The following is a 16,808-nucleotide window of genomic DNA, read 5'->3' as shown; positions in this document are numbered from 1 at the left end:
CGGGCAGGAATGTTGGGAGGCAATGGAGGAGCAGATTACACAAGGCCTTCATCCGCTATACCAGCCACTTCATTTGGTCGCAACGTGCTCGGATTGCCGGAAGCCAGTAGACAGAACGCAGCCTCATTACACGTTGTACACAGGCGAGTTCGAAGACGTGTCGCAGCCGTGGCTCGCATCAATGCGCATACTCGATGAGAAGGAAATCGCCGTCTTTTGCCCGGAGTGTCGGGTGCCGGAAGGGGCTTTGGCAGCAGCGCTGGGGCTGGTCGAGCAAGAGGACGAGAGCGTGGCTGGGGCTGAACCGGAAAGCACGGAGGAGTCAGAGTCCCGACTCGTGACACCCGAAGTACCGTATTTCGGTCAACGGGAATAGATTTTGTGTTCCCAAATTCGTTCCGCTGAAACAGCCCCGCGGAAGCGGTAAGATTGAGGACAATCTGGCGCTAGAGCGTATTTTCGACTAAGCCTATAAACATCGGCCCTCGTCTTGTGACAACCTATCTCGAAGTCCCTTTTAAAGAGAAAGATGAAGCCAAGGCGCTCGGCGCCCGATGGGATGCTGGCGCCCGCAAATGGTATGTACCTGAGGGTACAGAAGTGGCACTGTTCACTGCTTGGTTGCCTACGTCACTGATGTCCGCAAGTCCTGTTTCCGCTCCTTCTTCTGAGCTGGCGCCTGCCATCGAGGTTGCTGGCCGGGGAGTCGCGTTATCGAAGAAAGGCGTCACGCTCTCGCAGCTACTTGCCGGCGTCGCGCAAGCGGTTGCTCAGGCATTCAAATCCGGCGTCTGGACCATCGTGGAAGTTGTTGAGGCCCGAACCAAAAACGGCCATGTCTATCTTGAGCTTTCTGAGCGGACACCTGAAGGCGGTGTATTAGCATCAGCCAGAGCGACCATCTGGGCCAATGTTGCAAACAAAATTCTCCGGCTCTTTTGAAAGCGGAGTGGGTAACGGCCTTCAGCGGGCATGCGAGTTGAAGGCGGAGAAGTCCAGTTTGCCTGCGATGAGAAACAGGACCGTTCGCATGGTTTCGAAGCGAGCGTATCCGCGTGCCTTGCGTTTGGCGGCCTGAAACAGTCCGTTGATGGCTTCGATGAAGCCGTTGGTCTGGCGGGTCTGGGTCCAGGCGACGATGCCGTCGAAGTGCCGGCGAATCAATCGCACCACGTCCTTCATTGGTTCGACCTTCGAGCGCATGACGTTGGTGCACCACTGTTGCAACATTTCGGAGACGACATTGATTTGCTTGCGCTCGAGAATCTCACGCAGTTGCTCGCGATACAGCCAGGCGCGGGCCGTGCGGCTGGTGGTGTACTGACTGATAAGCGCCTCGAGGTCGGTCAGTTGGGCCAGATTGAGTTTGTTCGCGTCTTTCAGCAGTATCCAGCGCATGCCTTTAAGTTCCGGGTCGACCTTCTGTTGTTGCCGACGCACTGTATCGAGCGCCTTGGACGCGTGCGCGACGACGTGAAACTTGTCGAAGGTCAGCCGCGCATTGGGTAGATGTTCGTCGACGCCCTTGATGAAAGCCGGCGACATGTCGATGCTGACCGAGCCGACCTGCTCGGGCTTGCCGCCGTGTTGGCCCAGATAGGCGGCGAAGCGTTCAATCGTGCTGGCATCCTTGCCGGTTGTTACGAACACGACCCGCCGCGCCTGCATGTCGGCAACCAGTGTCAGATACTCATGACCGCGCCGGTACGAGGTTTCGTCAATCGCCACCATCGTCACATCCGACAGGTCCGCCGACGCGAGCGCCAGTTCCACATAGCGCGAGCAGATGGCGTGAACCCGGTGCCACGACAAGTTGACGATGCGCGCCACGGCAGCAAACGGCATCTGCTGAGCGAGCATCAGCACGAGCGCCTCGAACAGCAACGTGAAGCCGCTGAGTTGGCCGACCCAATCAGGTTCCACCAACCGTACCGAGCCGTCCGGCAAGCGCACGCGCGGCACCCGTACTTCCAGATAGCACTCGTGCTGGAAGAAATTCAGATGGCGCAGACGCTTGATTTGCGTGTCGTGCACCGGATGCTCGCCGGCGACGCTGGCATAACCGAACCGGCTGCCCGCGACGAAGTCCACGGCAATCGTGAGCTGGCGTTTGCCGGCATCAAAGTCGACGCTTTGTACATACCACGGGGCCTTGATTCCCAGAGCGGCTTCAAACAGTTGGTTCGTCATTGTTCGTTTCGTCTTGCATGGTTGGTTGCAGCATTCTGCCGCAACCAGCCATGACTCAGCTTATCGAATCAGTGCGCCTCAAGGGTTCCCTGCGCCGAGCTTACGCTCGCCCTTGACCCGCCAAACCACCCACTGAGAATTCAAAAGAGGCAATTCTCCCTGAATTCGAACGAGCCACAGGTGCCAGCATCGCTTCCGGCATCAAACTTTTGGTCAGGGCAAAGCCGGCCTTTAAGCCGCAGTACGGCTTCAGTATTGAGATTGATGCCATCGACCCCGAGTACACGCTGGGCGACCTCGAGGCGAGGAAGAGGGAAATCCGAACGCGGCTTCAGCAAGAGGGAATATTCGACGCCAACAAAAAGCTGCCGGTGCCGTGGGATTTCAACGCTGTTCTTGTCGTTGCTCCGAAGGGCGCTGCCGGGCTCGGTGACTTCCAGGCCGAAGCCAATCGCCTCGAGCGCTTCGCTATCTGTCGGTTTGTCTACGCCTCCAGTCGCTTCCAGGGCGAGGGGGCCGCTCTGGAAATACGAGCTGCACTGCTAGATGCTCTGGAGAACTGGAGCGACTCAGATTATCCGCGCCCCGATGCTGTGGCAATTATCCGGGGAGGGGGAGCCGTCAATGACCTAGCTTGGCTGAACGATTATGAGTTGGCCAAGTGCATTTGCAGCCTGAAAATTCCTGTTTTGACCGGGGTGGGCCATGAGCGTGACAACACCATTCTCGATGAGGTTGCAAACATCCGGTTCGATACGCCCAGTAAGGTGGCCGCGGGCATAGAGCAGGCTATCAAAAAAAGGGTTGATGAAGCCAAAGCGAATTTTGAACTGTTGACTACGCAGGCAACAAGAGTTGCAAACGCCTCAAGCGCCGTACTCGATAGAGACTTCTCAGCCATACATTCCGGTGCATTCAGGCAGATTGCGACCGCGAAACAGACCGCGTCCGAATTGATGGGTGAACTTCAACTCGGGGCAACCAGCACGGTTCATGACGCAAAACACGATGCGAGGAAATTGGTGACGGATGTCCGGCATGACGCCTACCAGTTGCTGGCGATGGCAAACCGCGACGTGCCAGGCATGTTCTCAGAAATAAAGGCAGAGGCCAGCAATGTTGTGAGCACGGCACGAGTACTCGCGACGACCCGGCTTGAAGCAATTCATGACCGTACATCGTTGGATGTTCGTAGAAGCCGAGAATCGGTGGAGCAAGGCCTGCAGGATGTTACGGTGTCGGCACGACAAATAGTTGCTGGCGCGCTAACGGCCGCGACGGCGCTTTTTCGTGAAGTGGCTGGGCAAGGACCTGAGAAAACGTTGGGGCGCGGTTTTGCAATTGTGCGAGGTGAGGAGGGTAAGCCTGTTACCTCTGCAACCGATGCAAAATCAGGCGATGGGTTGGAAATCGAGTTCAGGAACGGGCGTGTAGCCGTCCGGGTCAAATAAGGATTGCGAACAGATGAGCGAGAAATCTTTCAAGCAAGCGTATGGGGTGCTGCAAAAGCACGCCGACACTCTGCGTAATCAACAGGAGCCAAACATCGACGACCTGCTGACTATCGTTACGGAGTCGGTTGCCGCATATAAGGTCTGCAAGGAGCGCATTGATGCGGTTGAGACGGCTCTCGAGCAAGCGCTTAGTGGAGCAGGGGTCGGTAGCGCAGAACCGGTCACGATGCAGCCAAGAGAACCTGCACCGGACGACGGAAATTTTCAAGCTAGTTGTCGCCTCAACGAATAATTTCAGGCTGCCTTTCTCTCCTGGTTAGGGCGTCGTGGGGTACCGCCCTGGTTATCGATTCGATCCGGGTTCAGGTGCACAGCATCGACGCGTTGCCAGTTGCGCGTTGGGCCTTTCCACCGAAGCGGATTGCGTTGCCGGGCGTACTCGTAGAGCGCCGCGCGTCGATCCAGAATGTCCTGATCGAGGTTGGCATGACGCTGCGCCGGCGTGACGAACCGGATCGCGCTGTGACGATGCTCCTCGTTGTACCAGCGCACCAGTGCGCCCACCCACGTGCGCGCGGCAAACAGGGTATCGAATGCCTTGAGCGGATAAGCAGGTCGATACTTTAGGGTCTTGAACAACGACTCGGAGTAAGGGTTGTCGTTGCTCACGCCCGGGCGACTCAGCGACGGCATGACGCCCAGCGCCTGAAGGGTGGCAAGCATCGTCGCGCCTTTCATCGGGCCGCCGTTGTCCGAATGCAAAATCACCTGGGCGGGCTGTATCGCTTCGCGCGCGCAGAGGTCCTTGAGGACTTCGCTGGCCAGCACGCTGCTTTCCTCGGCATACACCTGCCAGCCGACAATTTTGCGACTGAACACGTCGAGAAACAGATACAAGTAGAAGTACTGCCCACGAACCGTGGTCGGCAGATACGTGATGTCCCAGCTATACAATTGGTTCGGTGCATCGGCGCAAACCGAACGGGGTTTGCTGCGTGCCTGTGCCGGCCGTTCGCTGCGCCGGTGTGCGAGTTGCTTCTCGGCCTTCAGGACCCGGTAGAACGTCGATTCGGAGGCGATATAGCGTTGCTGGTCTGCCAGTCGAGGCACGATCTGGCTTGGCGGCAGATGACCGAATTCGGGCGAGTTCGCGATCGCCAGAAGCTCGGCGCGTTCGTCGGCAGAGAGCTTGTGACGCGGCGCGTGATGCCGTAACGAGCGCCCGTCCACCGCGTCAGGTTCGCCGCGCTGCCAGCGCTGAACCGTTCGAGCACTGAGCCCTAGAATGCTGCACGCACGCGCCTGGCGAGCCCCGGCCAGGGTCGCCTCGCTGATCAGGTCGATCAATGCCTTGCGCTCTTCAGGGACCGTCATTCGGCCTCGCCCCCGAACAGCGCACGGTGCTTTTTTTGCAGCACCAACAGCGCCGCAGCTTCAGCCAGCGCCTTCTCCTTGCGTTTGAGTTCGCGCTGCAGCTCGAAATTGGCCTGCTTCAGATCCCGGACTTCCGTGGCGCTCTCGCGCCGACTACCGGTTCCACCGACCGTGCAAAAATCCGCTCGCCACTGCGCGAGATGATGTGCGAACAGGCCGCGCTCGCGACACCAGCTGTTCAACGCTTCGTCGACCAACCCGTGGCTCTCCTGCAAGGCCATCAGCCGTTCTTCCAGCGACCAGTCTTCCGGACGTCTTGCGTGTTCGGAGCCCGAGCTCCGCTTCGCGGCGGCGGCGCCTCTCATCCACTTCCTTAACGTCAGTACGTTCACGTTCAATTCGTCGGCCACTGCTCCAACCGTTCGGGGGCCGCGCTGCAGGACCTTCGACAGCGCCTGTTCCTTAAATTCAACAGAATACGTTTGTTTCGCCTTCACCCTGTACCTCTGACTCTTCTCGATAAGAAAGTTCAGAGGCGACAACTAGTCTGACGCCGGGGGACGATGATGACATCCCGTTCTAGACGCTGGATGGATGCCAGCGCTGAGCCATCGCCAAGCCTTCCGACTCGTTGACCCACATCGAGACGCATGCCAGTAACTAACCGACCAGCCTGCTATTGAGAAACGGCTCTCCATCACGACTGGTGCCTTCAGTGACGGAACGGACATCGGCTCGGACTTTGCGCCCATCGAAATCGACGTGCGGGTTGGAATATGTTGACCACAGCCTGTTGCCATCGATAGGCTGCTTGCTCACAACGACCAGTTACGAATGATGTGTGCGCTGAGCAGTCATGCTGGGCAACCGTGTCGGTTGCTCTGGCAGGCGCGTTACTGCGGAAGTCGGTTCGTGGCGGTTTGATTGTCGTTGGGGAAGTGACGCTGGGTGGCACCGTTGAACCGATTCACAATGCAGTCACGTTCGCGGAAATCGCGGTCGAGAAGGGCGCCCAGTCGCTCTTGCTGCCAGTGTCTTGTCGTCGACAACTTTTCGAACTGTCGGACGATATGGCGACAAAGCTTGACATCGAGCTCTATCAAGATGCGCGCGACGCCTTGCTGAAGGCGCTAGCCGAATGAGGCTATAGCGTTTCGAGCATCGGTTCAGGCATGGAACTTCGGCTCCAAGCCGACCACATGTTGTTACACCCGCCGCCGCCATACCCAAACCCATAGATTTATCGAAGCTTCGTCGGGGCTTACCTCACCATTTTCCCACCGACCCGTCACAGGCAAAACACCTGTCCGACCAGTCTTGGCCATGCTTTTCGCAGTCGAGCCGGCGACAGGTACGGCTCACTCAACGGTTCTCCGTCCTCGATTTCGCCGACGGTCTGCGTCGGCTCGTGCCACAGCGAGCGGTCTAGTCGCACGAGTTCGAGCAGCGCCGCCCACCGTCCATGCAATAGTTCCGGCGAACAGTTGGCCACCTGTGCAAACAAATCCGCCGCCTGCACGGACCACGGTGCTGCGCCTTCGGGATGGTCGTCCGCGATGAGGCTCGTTACGGCGCGGTCGAGCCATTCGCGCAAGTTCAAGCCGCATTTCTGAGCCGACAGGACTGCTGCCGCCATCACGGCGGGTGACATATGCAGAACGGTGCGAACTCCGGGCGAGCTTGTATCAAAGGGTGTTGCTTCCATATCGGCGAACTCTATCGTGATGTAATGGCATCCAGAATGGATGAATTCCAGTTGCTTCGCACGCAGTTTCGATTACCAATTTCGCTGGTGACTACACGAGATGTGCCCGGTCATGGGACTCGGCGCTTCGTGATTGAGGTCATCAATGAGAGGAAGAAAAGCGGTGTCCGCAGCAGATGTAGTCTGCGCTTGCGTAGCATTACAACGGCAGCGGCGAAAACTGGGGCCGACAAACGTGCGGCTGGAACTTGGACGGGGAAGCTATCGGACAATTGTTCGACATTTGAGGTTGCTTGCATTCACGGATGCAGGCAAAAAATGACAGCGTAGCTATGCGTGATTTTTGGGAGCCTGCTTTCGCGGGCTCTCATCATGTGCGTCAATGCCGGAAGTTCTAGAAGTACGCGTCGGTGATAGTCAGGGGCTTTGATTGCCTCGACGGATGCGAACAAAAGACGAGTTTGCGGCTCTCGAGCTCGAACTCGGGTTCTATTTGATAGAGCATCGGGGACGTATCGCGGAAGCTCATCATAAACGTCGAAGATGCGTCCGAGTCGAGTCGAGAAGTGAGGTTAGATATTTTTATATGGCGTCTAGCAACGCCATATAAAAAACCTAGAAACCACTCGTACACCTAAGCAGCAATCAATTCAGTTTGTCAGCGCGCATCCCTCGGGCAAGCGCATCTTTCTCCCAATCTCGCCGAGAAAGCGGGTTTTCGACACTAATTCGAAGACCCGCTCGATGTCGCCATCGGCCACGGCTCGCAGGTACGCGTGCTCGTCCTCCGTCCAATCTTTTGTAAAAAGCTGGTAGTGCCACGGGTGCTCACGAAGGTAGCCGATTTTAGACAGGAATCCGCCAAAGTACCGCATCCCGTTCTTATAGCTGTCGAGCGGCGAACACCTGTTAATCCTGTGCCCGTATCGTGCAAAATGAGCCTCCATACCCCGCCAGTCGTCGTCTGATGCGACGTAAAATCCTTGCTCGTCGACTCCCCATTCATCCGGTGCGAAGTCGAGCGAAGATTCCTCGCGCGCCAACGCGTCAACCTCGCTGTGCAACTGTGTTGTGGCTTTCCGCCGGAATTCCAAGACTGACATAAACGTTCTTCAAATCGAAATAAAGAGGTGTGCCCGTCGAAGGCATTGTTCGCATTTGGTTATCGACCATGTGCCGATTTTCTTTAAGCCGTGAAGCCAAGAAAAAGCCCACCGAAGTGGGCTTTGGAATCAAAAATCAGTTCTTTCGTGCGAAAAGAGCCTTATAAAACGCATCCAAGTTCGCGAGGTGCTGACGTCGTTCAACGACACCCCGACGGACACCGGCGACCGTCATCAAGACGTTTAGCGAGCAGGCGGCGGCTACTGCTGCTACCACCGGGCCGGCGAGTGCATACGCGACGAACGCAGTTGCAACGACGACTGCCAGGTTGGGGACCAGTCTGAAGAAGCCCTGACGGTGCAGTACTAGCGTTCGGCGAGTAATCTCAGTTGAGAAGAAGCCGATTGTGGCCAAAATTGCAAACTGCGTGAACAGCGGGAGCGATACCAGCGGATTGAATGCCATTTTGAAACACCTCGAGGTTTTGCCCTTCCATTCCGTCGCCCTTCGGCGAGGTATCCGAAGGGCGATAGTTGACGATGCCGTCGCACCGATGCAGAACATCTGCATACAGCCTATAGGCACCTTGAAAAAGTCGTCTCGCTTCCGGCGGCCGTCACACAACGCTTAATGCATTTTTTGAGACGCTTTACGAAGGTAGTCTGCTTGAATGGTTACATCGTTGGTGACGTTTAATTGATAAATACTATTCGATGGGCGAACAAAAGCCTCGCCAATAGGACGAGGCTCTACGAGGCGAGTAGCGTTTTACTTGCCTTGCTGCTCGAGCTGCGCGTAGAACTCTGCGTTCCCGTTGCCGAAGGTGGTCGGGAACGCGAAGCCGAAGAGCGCAGTGAGAAAACCGAGCGTCAGGAGCAAGTCGCGATTTTCAAGGATGGTTTGGAGCATGCGTAAAGTATACGTGGGTCTCTTGCTGTAAACAAGAGATATAGCGGGTCACTTTATACGCATGCCGATTCTGAAGCCACCGCCGAGCCGTTGCGACCAGTACAGGTGTGGGCCTCGATACGGATGTAGGGCGCGATACAGCGCCTTGCGACGTCGGCGCCAGAAGACGTATTTTGCGGACAGAATCATGACGCTAATGAACAGCGCCCAGTGCGCTGCGAGCAACGCCATGCCTGCGGTGTCGGGTGGAAACAAGATGTTTCGCATGAGAGCCTCCGTTTCCACCGTGTAGCGCACAAAGAAAAACGGCCGCTGCATCGGCCGTCGAATCAGTTACTACGCCCAGGACTTGTTCGAAAGAACGAGTTTTCGGGACTGCAGCCCGAGTACTATATGTAGTCTTCGACGAAAAACGACCGCTGTGAAGACCTTGACGACTTACGTAGAGCAACTGGACCGCGCTGCCGAAGAAATGCGAGTCGGCACCGACGTTGGCAATCGCCTTGCGTTGATTCTTGTCGACAACGTTATCGAGCTGATGCTGCATCGATACTGCGAGAGTCGCTTCGGCTGGGCCGGCATGATGGCATCTCCCGACGCTCCACAACGCTACAGCCGCGCGTCGAAAGCGCGAGTGCTGGGCAATCGATTCGACGAAAAGGTTAGATTCGTCCGCGCCGAAAACCGGCTCTCCGAGATAGAGGCCAACTTCGTGGGGCTTTGCCACAAGTATCGGAACGAGGCTTACCACGTCGGCCTGTCTCGAGAGAACATCCTGTTTCCGGTCGCGGCTCTCTATCACGAATTGGCTTGCGAGTTGTTCTTGCGGCTGGATACCAAAACGCGAAGTCACGGTCTGAAAATCGTTGTCCCCGAGCGCGTAGCAAAGCATGCCCCGGCCTCGTGGCAGCAGGGACGTGTCGACCTCTACATGACTCAGCCGATTGCCAACTCGCTCAACGCAGCGCGGCCGCAACTCGCGCGAAACGCTGCGAATACTACGGAGACGCGCTCGACGAATGGATTTCGCATCTGGATAAGGTGACGGACTACACCGTGCGCGGGTTCGGAAAACCTGTACCGGATGTACTGAAGGAAGCCCAATGGTGGAAAGACCTGTTCGCGAACGTTCCGCCCGATGTCGAGGATGGCGAGCCACTATCTCGCTACCTGAGCAATAAGCACGCTGAGATGAGCGCGACCTGGCGACCGAAGTACGACGCGTTGCCTTTCGTCGGCTGGCGCAAACGGACTGGGAAGATTCGACAAACAAAAGACGGCCGCACAGCGCTGATATCGTACGACCGCCTCTACGACGAAATTGCTTTCTACGATAGCTTCATTTTGGACGCGGCTGGCGTCATTGACCAGCAGGTTGAAGAAGCGGTCGAGCGTTCTAAGGAGGAGCGCGCCAGAAACCGGCAGCGCTCATGATGTCAGTCCCTTCCCTTGCTTCGGTCTGAGCGGCGGGAGTGGCTTGCCGTCTTTCGGCGTTGCCGCTGCGGCGGCAGCCGCCATAGCTGCCAGCAACGGCTCATCACCCTCTGGCGCAGGGATGCCGAACTTGTCGCGAGCCCATTTCTGCGGCACGCCGATGCCCAACGGCACGGTCAGCGATAGCACGGTGGTCAGTGCCACCAAGTCTTCGCCTTCGTCTGCCGCGAAGCGAACTACGGGCATCGGCACTTCGGTGCCGAAATTGAAGTCAATGAGCGGACGGATGAGGTCGCGCAGCAGGGTCGACGCAAGCTGCTTTGCATCCGAACGCAGAATGTCCATCCGCACTTCGTTGTGCACGAGGCCGAGCGCATAGCTGCCGGCGCCATTTCCACTGCCCGACGTAAGCGTCTGCCCGAGCACGAGGCGGCTTGCTGGTCTTCGATGTACTTGTCGAATTTTTCGAAAATGTCGACATTGCCGGCCGAAACTCCGTTCAGGAATTTGCCCTTCATGTCGTTCGGCATAACGGCGTAGGCATCAGTGCCCAACGAAGCCAGAGCCTTCTTGAGGCTAAGCACGTCTTCTTTCTTGCTGTCTCGCTGAAACGTTCCGAGGCGCGTCGGCTGACCGTTCTCGGTGTAGCGCAGGGCTGCCGCCGAAGTATCATCTGCTGATAAGAATTCGCGACAGGGTGAAGATGCTGGTCACATATGTTCTGGGGGACTGTCCCGGCTGCCGCCGCGAGAACTGCTTTGGCAACGTCGATGTTGGCCGCAACGGCGTTCTTCGAGGCTGTCGCCATTGCCGTTATAGCCGGCACGTGTACCTCCCCCCCGTCCAGAAAAAGGTCATATATCTCGACCAGTTCTTCTTCTCGAGCGCCTTCCGTGGCGGCGACGAGCGCTTTGTTCGTGCGGCAAATCGTATCGCCGAGCTGGCAGAAGACCAGCTCATCGTGGCTCCGTACTCGAGTATTCACGAAGACGAGACGCACCAATGGCCCGCCTACGCGGAGTTGCTTGAGTTCATCAAGAAGGCTAGCCGCGGCGCCGAATTCGAGGCGGCCTACGAGGTTGAGCGAAAGCAGATTTACCGTGCATTTTCAAACTGGCGAAACGATGGTGCTGTCGAACAAGCCTTGGAGCGCGAAGACGCGCTCGATACAGAGCATGTGTTCGAATGGGACGGCTATGTTTGGATTGACGTAGGCCAGTACCACGGCGACCCGGTGCTGATTGCTGAAGCAAAACAGCAGTCGGTCGAACGGCTCATCGACGAAGTGTTCCCGAACTGGCGCCAGTCACAAGCCACTCTCGCGCAAGACGTCGTTGCCGAATGCAATGCTGCAGCGCGTGCTCTTTGGGCTAGCTACCTTCGACTCGTGCAGCGCTTGGCGCACGGGGACATGGATGCGCCCTTGGACGCTCCGATAATGTCGCAATACATGCAGGGCTGCATGTGTTCGATGCCAGAGGAGATGTCGCCCGAGGAACGGGTGCAGCAATGTGTCAGCTTCCTGATGTCCGAGCACTTCCGCTCTGTGCCGACGCAATGGCTTACGTCGCACATGTGGGCAACCTTGAAGGCACAAGTGAAGGCGGGCTCGTACCAGCGCCGCGACCGGACACTGAACAGGCTGTCTGGCGTGTATTTTGATATCAAACACATCTCCACGTACGCACCGTACGTTGATGCGTTCATCATGGACAAGCCGATGGCCGAATTGGTATCACGCCCGGAAGTCAATCTTGCGGCCCGGTACAACACCCGTGTTTTCAGCCTGAACAACTGGGACGAGCTGATTGAGTGGTTCGACGAACTGCAAGCAGGCATGTCCGACGAGCACCGAGAAGGTCTGCTGGACGCTTACCCATACCGCCGCAACAGATGAAAAAACGCCTAGAGGGTTACGACAGTTGTTCTCGACAAGGTGAGAGACTTGTTATTGGCTCTCTCGTCTAGGGCGCGGATTTCGACTTATATGCAGGGTCGAGTCAGTCGACGACGACTTCCGGCGCGACGGTTGCGAGCAGCCGTGCGGCAGCGTCGAGCGGCGCGCGTTAGTCGGGCAGGTCGTCTTTGTGCAGAGGCTTGGAGGGTAGCCCACTTGGCGAGCGTCACAGCAGCCTCCTCGTGCCCAAAGGGTCGTCGGGCTGATAGCCTTCCCCCGGCGCATCAGGCGCGGCGCTAATATGTGGCGAAACTCGAGCGACGGATAGGCACCGCGCCAAAATCCGTGGTGATGGGCGCCGCTGCAATGCTGCAAGAACTGCTCGAGCGGGTCCAATTCCCTAAGAGGTCGTCGTGGCCAAAACCCTAGCTTCGCACGGGACGACGGTGTAACAGCGGCTCATTAGGAGCAATGTAAGGCGTCCACTACCGCCAGAGCGGAAGAGTTCGAGGCCGGCGGCACGTGCCGCCATCGAGGCGTCGCGAACGTTCTTGGTCACAAGGAGGGGGCGGGTAAGCAGGGGGCGAGCGAAGAGGGACATAAGCGTCTCCGTGCAGTCAGTGTTTGTGTTGTTATCAAGGGGCCGGCATCGCCGGCCCTGGTGTCATTGCGTGTTAGTCGTTGTCGCGCGCTTCGATGCTTGCTTTCGTGACCCACCTGCCTCCGTAAGCGAGGCTAGCGTCATAGTCCCAGACCTCGACCCACTCATCATCGAACCAGATGGGCATCGTGTCTTCCTGCAGTTGAGCGTGCTCGAGCAAGTCGCGGATGCCGTGAATATGAACGTAGTCGTCGCCGAAGCCCCAGCTGACTTCCCGCGCGCCAGACTCGTATTCGCGAACTCGAACGCCCAATTGCGTATGTGTTTCTTTGTCCAGCGGGTAGCGAGCCAACTCATCGCAGCATTCTTCGAGCGTGCCGTACTCCGTGTCGTGCTTTTCGCTCGCCAGCAAGCAAAGCAAAATGTCCATCGCCGTGTCGCCATAGCACTTGCCGCTTGCAACCACTTGTTCTGCTGTCAAGTCTTCGTCAGCTGCATCGCTGTTTGCATAGTGAGTGCGCACAATCGAGAGGATGTCGGCGCCCGTGTAGGTTTCTTTGAAGGTCATTTGCTGTCCAATATTTCTGTTGTTGTCAAAGGCGGGGCAGGCGGCATTGGCCAGCCCCGCATGCTGCTTTCAATCAGTTGGGTCGCGACAGACGCGCGTACATACCCATCGCGAAGCCGAGGTTGTCGTACAGATAAGCGTTGTAGAGGTCTTTGTAGTCATCCGCGGAGATTTCGAATCGTTCTTGACCGACCTTTAGCTCATATTCGGCCTCGCCATTTTTGCGGAATCCAACACGAACGGATTTGAAGGGACCGCACGCAAGCGAGCCGGCGAAGTAGTGAAAGCGTTTCATGGTGTGTCTCACTGAAAGAGAGTTTTAAGGACAGCTCCCTGAGGGCTGTATACGACGTATAAGCACCCCATGAAAACAGCCCCTGCGTAATGCGCCTCATTGGGCGCAATGCAGGGGGCTTGCTCACAAAATATTTAGAGTGAATACTCTAAACGGTCGACTCAGACTTCTTCGATAGCATCGCTTGCGAGCAGCTCGCGGAGGCGCCGGTCGCCCTGGGCGACATACGTGGCGCGCGCGCGCAGATGGTCCATGGTGGCAAGCGGGCTGCTATCAAAGCCGTGCACCGGCACTAGGAACCAGTGCGAATGCGGCGCGCTCAGCGCCAGCAGCTGCGACATGACCGCAGCGCCTTCCTTGCCCTCAAGGTCTTTGTAGGCAGTAACGCGCTCTGATGACGTGACGCTGGCGACAAAGAGGTGCTCGCCGCTGTAGCTGCTCGACGCAGCAGCGGCTTCGTTGTCGGCAAGAAGCGGCTCGAACGGTGCCGTCGAGTACACGGCGATGAGTGGAGCGTTTGGCAGCAAACCGAGGCCACGGTAGGCGATGAAGTGCGTGGCGGGCTGCGCAGCAGAGGGCGCTGGCGGCGCCTTGTCGACAAAAAGCGACTCGGGCGTGGATTCAGCAACGCGGCTAGCGGCGCGGGCGGAGCGTTTGGCGGGGATTTTCATGCAGATGTCTAGGGCGACACCTTTATCCATGTGCATGAAAAGATGGGAGAGCCGTGTAGCACGGGCCTGAGCAGCCCTTCGGCTGGCTGCTCGCATTGCTGTTGTCAACCGGCTATGCGTCAACCGAACTGGGCGGTACGCCGCAGGTAAGCGCGGTGTTTCAGCGTGCCCTGAGTGACGAGTTTCGACGTCGAAAGGTGTCGTACCGGATGAGGCGCATTACAGTTTTCAACGTTGAAAACAGGCTGGTCACCGCTCGTACTTGACGGACTTGCGACCTACCGTAATCTTTCGGGTTATGCGTCGCGCTCCGGTGCTCACCGCACCATCGACAGGAATCTGCGTTGTCTTTCCCTCGTTGTATTCGCGTGCGAGGCGGCCCGGCATAACTGCAATGCCCAAGCGCTGAAACGTCTCGGCGGCTATGGACTCAAATGGCGCAGCCGGTGCCAGTTTTCCCGTGAATTTGTTCAGTCGCGTTTTCGCATACACGCCCAGGCTCACGCGCACGAGCGCACCGTTAGCCACAAGCCGTGCGAGCACTCGGGAGACTTGAGCGGGGCTACCAAGATTAGCGACATCCGAGCGCAGCACTACAGTGCCGTCGCGCAACGCTATGGAACGCTTGATTCTCGCTTCAGTCGTCACCGGTCAACGCCTCGATATATAGCGTTGCCTTCGAATACTTAAGACAAACCTGAAAAAGTTCGCACAGAAACTCCATTTCGGGCGTAGGACAGTAGCGCTTGGCTTCCCACTCCTCCGCTACGCGTTGGTTGTACATGCGGAAAAGCAGGTCATAGCAGCTGCTGCACTGATGCAGATTAAGGCTAACAAGGTTCCGGGCGAATTTCCGGTCTTCCGCGCGCGCGGAATCTTGCTGAATCAGGGGTGCGCACTCGTGCAACATGAACGGTTTAGTGTCGCCAACCTGCACGACGACCCTTGCGCCAAATCTTCTCATCAAACGAACCTCTTTTGTTTCAAATAAATGTGGATATGTTGTCGATAAGTTCTGACCTTAGTTGCATGATGCAATTAAGGGTGGGAAAACCCCTGTTTCATCGAACAAAGTGCGACTATGCTACCATGGGAAAAGTGCAATTAACGCGCCGCGTTGAGCGCATTGGCATCGGGAGCTATATGGGTGGAACAGGGTGGTACCTTGCGATGCGACGCATTGACATGGAGTTCGATATTCCACAGTTCGTCGCTGCGGCTCTCGTCCGCAGAATCGCTACGAACGACTTCAAGCTGCCGGCGTCAGAGCGGCGCAGCTGGGACTGGTTCGCGAAGCTGCCCGACAGCGTTATTGCTCGTTGCGAACAGATAGTGCGGGAGGCTTTCCAGCAATGACATATGAAGCATTGATTCGGGATGCGCGCGCTGAAGCGAATACCAACTCTACGCGTGTGCAGGCCGCGTTCGACGCTGTGTTTGAATGCTGCAGGAGGATGACCGCACTGCAGGGGGCTGCGGAAGCGGTCGTCGACGCCGCGCTGCTTACTATGCATCTGTCCGATGCTGACAAGTACAAGGTGCGCGAGTTGTGCGGATGGGCGGTACATGTAGCGCCGCGCGACCCGCTGCCGATGCGTCCGGATGCGGCCGTCGCCCTCGCTTTGCGTGTGCACGCGAGCAACGGCGATGACTGACTTTACAGAAGCAGAGGCGGCGGCCGTCTTGCACATTACCGAAGCCGATGTACTCCGCTTGCTTGCGGTCAGCGACCTCGCACTGGACCGCGACAGCGTTCTTGCATACAGAGAAAAGCTGCGTAGCGTCCGGCCGTCCCGAGCGGGCGACAGTGAGCACGCGTATCGCGTCGAGGGACCGCTGCAAACAAATGCCTTAGTTTGTTTGGGCGACGGCACCGGCGACAGCGTGCAGGTTGTGTGCGAGGGCACGACGCTCTCGTACGGAGAGCCGCGTTGGCGGAGTGCGCGCAGTGCGCTGAATCGGCCCGACCCGAGAGGGCCTTTTCCAGTTTCTAGCCTCTTTACGATTTATGTGCACGAGGTGCGACTGGAAGGACCAGCGGAGTCGCAAGTGCGGGCATCTCTGCACGTCGCTGTTGAGTGCAGAAACGGGCTTGCTTACGCCAGCGTGCATAGCACGCAGCATCGCATCGACCTGCCACCCGTGGCTTTCGTCATCGGCGACGACGTTGTGACTATCGCCCGGTCAGTCCTTGAGACCGCTGATGCTGCCAGTGCCTGACGACTTCCCACACGAGCACATGCCAGCAACGGTGCCGGGCGTGCAAACAAAGGTGGGTGTAGTGATTTCCCGCGGCCGATACATCCTTCAGTCAGCTGAAGAGCGTGCGGAGCGCTACGAGATTTGCGAAGACCTCGCGCATCAGTTGCTGCCCAAAGCGCGCGCTGACGCTGAGAAGCACCCCGGGCACGCTCAAGAAGAGACACTTGGGCGCGTTCGCCGTGCAGTTGCCGGCAAAGCCTGGGTGTCGCCTGAAGAGCTGCAGTGGCTCATTGAGCGGCTACGCGTTCTACTTGCGTGGTAGCTGTACTGTACTTTCGCGGAAAAATACAGCACACGCATTCGCTCCCCTTTTTTTGTGCTCAAGAATTCGTAAGGTTTGACGT

Annotated in this window: 21 protein-coding genes and 1 pseudogene; 10 read left to right on the top strand and 12 right to left on the bottom strand. The window is 57.6% G+C overall.

The genetic code is table 11. The annotated features are described in order from the left end of the window. Window positions 1-492 precede the first annotated feature (492 nt). On the top strand, window positions 493-942 hold the full coding sequence (locus tag LDZ27_RS11130; protein WP_244814136.1) for an exodeoxyribonuclease VII large subunit: 450 nt from the start codon (window positions 493-495) through the stop codon (window positions 940-942). 21 nt (window positions 943-963) lie between these two features. Here LDZ27_RS11130 and LDZ27_RS11125 read toward each other — a convergent pair whose 3' ends face one another. After that, window positions 964-2,190: an ISL3 family transposase gene (locus tag LDZ27_RS11125; RefSeq protein ID WP_244814135.1), complete on the bottom strand. Its 1,227-nt coding sequence runs from the start codon at window positions 2,188-2,190 to the stop codon at window positions 964-966. A 209-nt stretch (window positions 2,191-2,399) separates the two neighbouring features. Between LDZ27_RS11125 and xseA the strand changes: the two genes are divergently transcribed. Then, window positions 2,400-3,641, top strand: a complete 1,242-nt coding sequence (xseA, locus tag LDZ27_RS11120) for an exodeoxyribonuclease VII large subunit (protein ID WP_244814134.1) — start codon at window positions 2,400-2,402, stop codon at window positions 3,639-3,641. 13 nt (window positions 3,642-3,654) lie between these two features. Then, the gene (gene xseB, locus LDZ27_RS11115; RefSeq protein ID WP_244814133.1) at window positions 3,655-3,936 is read left to right on the top strand and encodes an exodeoxyribonuclease VII small subunit; all 282 of its coding nucleotides are present in this window, start codon (window positions 3,655-3,657) and stop codon (window positions 3,934-3,936) included. Between the two features lie 2 nt (window positions 3,937-3,938). On the opposite strand, the gene LDZ27_RS11110 is transcribed toward xseB, so the two are convergent. Then, window positions 3,939-5,515 (bottom strand): IS3 family transposase gene (locus tag LDZ27_RS11110; protein WP_244814132.1). Its coding sequence is split into 2 segments (ribosomal slippage): window positions 3,939-5,047 and window positions 5,047-5,515, totalling 1,578 coding nucleotides; the frame shifts between segments, so codons are not numbered across the junction. Between the two features lie 372 nt (window positions 5,516-5,887). Between LDZ27_RS11110 and LDZ27_RS11105 the strand changes: the two genes are divergently transcribed. After that, window positions 5,888-6,160 carry a S16 family serine protease gene (locus LDZ27_RS11105; protein WP_244814131.1) on the top strand — a complete coding sequence of 91 codons (273 nt, stop codon included), beginning with the start codon at window positions 5,888-5,890 and terminating at the stop codon, window positions 6,158-6,160. Window positions 6,161-6,306: 146 nt separating this feature from the next. Here LDZ27_RS11105 and LDZ27_RS11100 read toward each other — a convergent pair whose 3' ends face one another. The 5 genes from LDZ27_RS11100 to LDZ27_RS11080 all read right to left on the bottom strand — a co-directional run bounded on the left by LDZ27_RS11100 (window position 6,307) and on the right by LDZ27_RS11080 (window position 9,003). Next, window positions 6,307-6,723 carry a hypothetical protein gene (locus LDZ27_RS11100; RefSeq protein WP_244814130.1) on the bottom strand — a complete coding sequence of 139 codons (417 nt, stop codon included), beginning with the start codon at window positions 6,721-6,723 and terminating at the stop codon, window positions 6,307-6,309. A gap of 650 nt (window positions 6,724-7,373) precedes the next feature. Continuing rightward, window positions 7,374-7,826, bottom strand: a complete 453-nt coding sequence (locus LDZ27_RS11095) for a hypothetical protein (RefSeq protein WP_244814129.1) — start codon at window positions 7,824-7,826, stop codon at window positions 7,374-7,376. Window positions 7,827-7,962: 136 nt separating this feature from the next. Next, window positions 7,963-8,292, bottom strand: coding sequence for a hypothetical protein (locus tag LDZ27_RS11090; protein ID WP_244814128.1), 330 nt, complete (start codon window positions 8,290-8,292; stop codon window positions 7,963-7,965). A 303-nt stretch (window positions 8,293-8,595) separates the two neighbouring features. Beyond that, window positions 8,596-8,736 (bottom strand): hypothetical protein, encoded by a 141-nt coding sequence (locus LDZ27_RS11085; protein ID WP_244814127.1) that lies wholly within the window; start codon window positions 8,734-8,736, stop codon window positions 8,596-8,598. 48 nt (window positions 8,737-8,784) lie between these two features. Continuing rightward, on the bottom strand, window positions 8,785-9,003 hold the full coding sequence (locus LDZ27_RS11080) for a hypothetical protein (RefSeq protein WP_244814126.1): 219 nt from the start codon (window positions 9,001-9,003) through the stop codon (window positions 8,785-8,787). A gap of 154 nt (window positions 9,004-9,157) precedes the next feature. Here LDZ27_RS11080 and LDZ27_RS11075 point away from each other — a divergent pair, with 154 nt between their 5' ends. Together LDZ27_RS11075 and LDZ27_RS11070 are read left to right on the top strand one after the other, a co-directional pair. Then, complete coding sequence (locus LDZ27_RS11075; RefSeq protein WP_244814125.1) at window positions 9,158-9,781, top strand: hypothetical protein; 624 nt, start codon at window positions 9,158-9,160, stop codon at window positions 9,779-9,781. Continuing rightward, on the top strand, window positions 9,778-10,170 hold the full coding sequence (locus tag LDZ27_RS11070) for a hypothetical protein (RefSeq protein ID WP_244814124.1): 393 nt from the start codon (window positions 9,778-9,780) through the stop codon (window positions 10,168-10,170). The genes LDZ27_RS11075 and LDZ27_RS11070 overlap by 4 nt, the downstream gene beginning before the upstream one ends. Here LDZ27_RS11070 and LDZ27_RS11065 read toward each other — a convergent pair. Further along, window positions 10,165-10,754 (bottom strand): annotated as a pseudogene (locus LDZ27_RS11065) (DUF935 family protein). The gene LDZ27_RS11070 and the pseudogene LDZ27_RS11065 overlap by 6 nt on opposite strands. A 113-nt stretch (window positions 10,755-10,867) precedes the next feature. Between LDZ27_RS11065 and LDZ27_RS11060 the strand changes: the two are divergent. Beyond that, window positions 10,868-12,067 (top strand): hypothetical protein, encoded by a 1,200-nt coding sequence (locus LDZ27_RS11060; RefSeq protein WP_244814123.1) that lies wholly within the window; start codon window positions 10,868-10,870, stop codon window positions 12,065-12,067. A gap of 674 nt (window positions 12,068-12,741) precedes the next feature. Here the strand turns inward: LDZ27_RS11060 and LDZ27_RS11055 are convergent. From LDZ27_RS11055 to LDZ27_RS11040, 4 genes are all read right to left on the bottom strand, one after another. Continuing rightward, a complete protein-coding gene (locus LDZ27_RS11055) occupies window positions 12,742-13,236 on the bottom strand; it encodes a hypothetical protein (protein WP_244814122.1) in 495 nt (164 codons plus the stop codon). A gap of 73 nt (window positions 13,237-13,309) precedes the next feature. Then, window positions 13,310-13,531: a hypothetical protein gene (locus LDZ27_RS11050; RefSeq protein WP_244814121.1), complete on the bottom strand. Its 222-nt coding sequence runs from the start codon at window positions 13,529-13,531 to the stop codon at window positions 13,310-13,312. A gap of 161 nt (window positions 13,532-13,692) precedes the next feature. Continuing rightward, entirely contained in the window at window positions 13,693-14,202 is a 510-nt protein-coding gene (locus LDZ27_RS11045) for a hypothetical protein (RefSeq protein ID WP_244814120.1), read from the bottom strand. Between the two features lie 249 nt (window positions 14,203-14,451). Further along, entirely contained in the window at window positions 14,452-14,850 is a 399-nt protein-coding gene (locus LDZ27_RS11040; protein WP_244814119.1) for a DUF6088 family protein, read from the bottom strand. Between the two features lie 441 nt (window positions 14,851-15,291). Between LDZ27_RS11040 and LDZ27_RS11035 the strand changes: the two genes are divergently transcribed. The 3 genes from LDZ27_RS11035 to LDZ27_RS11025 are packed head-to-tail and all read left to right on the top strand — an operon-like array spanning window position 15,292 to window position 16,422. Then, entirely contained in the window at window positions 15,292-15,558 is a 267-nt protein-coding gene (locus LDZ27_RS11035) for a hypothetical protein (RefSeq protein WP_244814118.1), read from the top strand. Further along, on the top strand, window positions 15,555-15,857 hold the full coding sequence (locus tag LDZ27_RS11030) for a hypothetical protein (RefSeq protein ID WP_244814117.1): 303 nt from the start codon (window positions 15,555-15,557) through the stop codon (window positions 15,855-15,857). Before LDZ27_RS11035 ends, LDZ27_RS11030 begins: the two co-directional genes overlap by 4 nt. Further along, window positions 15,850-16,422, top strand: coding sequence for a hypothetical protein (locus LDZ27_RS11025; RefSeq protein WP_244814116.1), 573 nt, complete (start codon window positions 15,850-15,852; stop codon window positions 16,420-16,422). The genes LDZ27_RS11030 and LDZ27_RS11025 overlap by 8 nt, the downstream gene beginning before the upstream one ends. Window positions 16,423-16,808: the final 386 nt, after the last annotated feature.

Source organism: Caballeronia sp. Lep1P3 (assembly GCF_022879595.1).
Lineage (GTDB): Bacteria > Pseudomonadota > Gammaproteobacteria > Burkholderiales > Burkholderiaceae > Caballeronia.
Note: the sequence above shows the minus strand (reverse complement) of the source record. Positions and strands in the feature narration are given on the sequence as shown.

What these genes read in the sequence shown, in the direction of transcription:
- LDZ27_RS11100 (WP_244814130.1), bottom strand. Translation starts at nt 6,723, where the DNA reads ATGGAAGCAACACCCTTTGATACAAGCTCGCCCGGAGTTCGCACCGTT.
- LDZ27_RS11095 (WP_244814129.1), bottom strand. Translation starts at nt 7,826, where the DNA reads ATGTCAGTCTTGGAATTCCGGCGGAAAGCCACAACACAGTTGCACAGC.
- LDZ27_RS11080 (WP_244814126.1), bottom strand. Translation starts at nt 9,003, where the DNA reads ATGCGAAACATCTTGTTTCCACCCGACACCGCAGGCATGGCGTTGCTC.
- LDZ27_RS11035 (WP_244814118.1), top strand. Translation starts at nt 15,292, where the DNA reads ATGGGAAAAGTGCAATTAACGCGCCGCGTTGAGCGCATTGGCATCGGG.
- LDZ27_RS11085 (WP_244814127.1), bottom strand. Translation starts at nt 8,736, where the DNA reads ATGCTCCAAACCATCCTTGAAAATCGCGACTTGCTCCTGACGCTCGGT.
- LDZ27_RS11045 (WP_244814120.1), bottom strand. Translation starts at nt 14,202, where the DNA reads ATGAAAATCCCCGCCAAACGCTCCGCCCGCGCCGCTAGCCGCGTTGCT.
- LDZ27_RS11125 (WP_244814135.1), bottom strand. Translation starts at nt 2,190, where the DNA reads ATGACGAACCAACTGTTTGAAGCCGCTCTGGGAATCAAGGCCCCGTGG.
- LDZ27_RS11055 (WP_244814122.1), bottom strand. Translation starts at nt 13,236, where the DNA reads ATGACCTTCAAAGAAACCTACACGGGCGCCGACATCCTCTCGATTGTG.
- LDZ27_RS11025 (WP_244814116.1), top strand. Translation starts at nt 15,850, where the DNA reads ATGACTGACTTTACAGAAGCAGAGGCGGCGGCCGTCTTGCACATTACC.
- xseB (WP_244814133.1), top strand. Translation starts at nt 3,655, where the DNA reads ATGAGCGAGAAATCTTTCAAGCAAGCGTATGGGGTGCTGCAAAAGCAC.
- LDZ27_RS11090 (WP_244814128.1), bottom strand. Translation starts at nt 8,292, where the DNA reads ATGGCATTCAATCCGCTGGTATCGCTCCCGCTGTTCACGCAGTTTGCA.
- LDZ27_RS11050 (WP_244814121.1), bottom strand. Translation starts at nt 13,531, where the DNA reads ATGAAACGCTTTCACTACTTCGCCGGCTCGCTTGCGTGCGGTCCCTTC.
- LDZ27_RS11030 (WP_244814117.1), top strand. Translation starts at nt 15,555, where the DNA reads ATGACATATGAAGCATTGATTCGGGATGCGCGCGCTGAAGCGAATACC.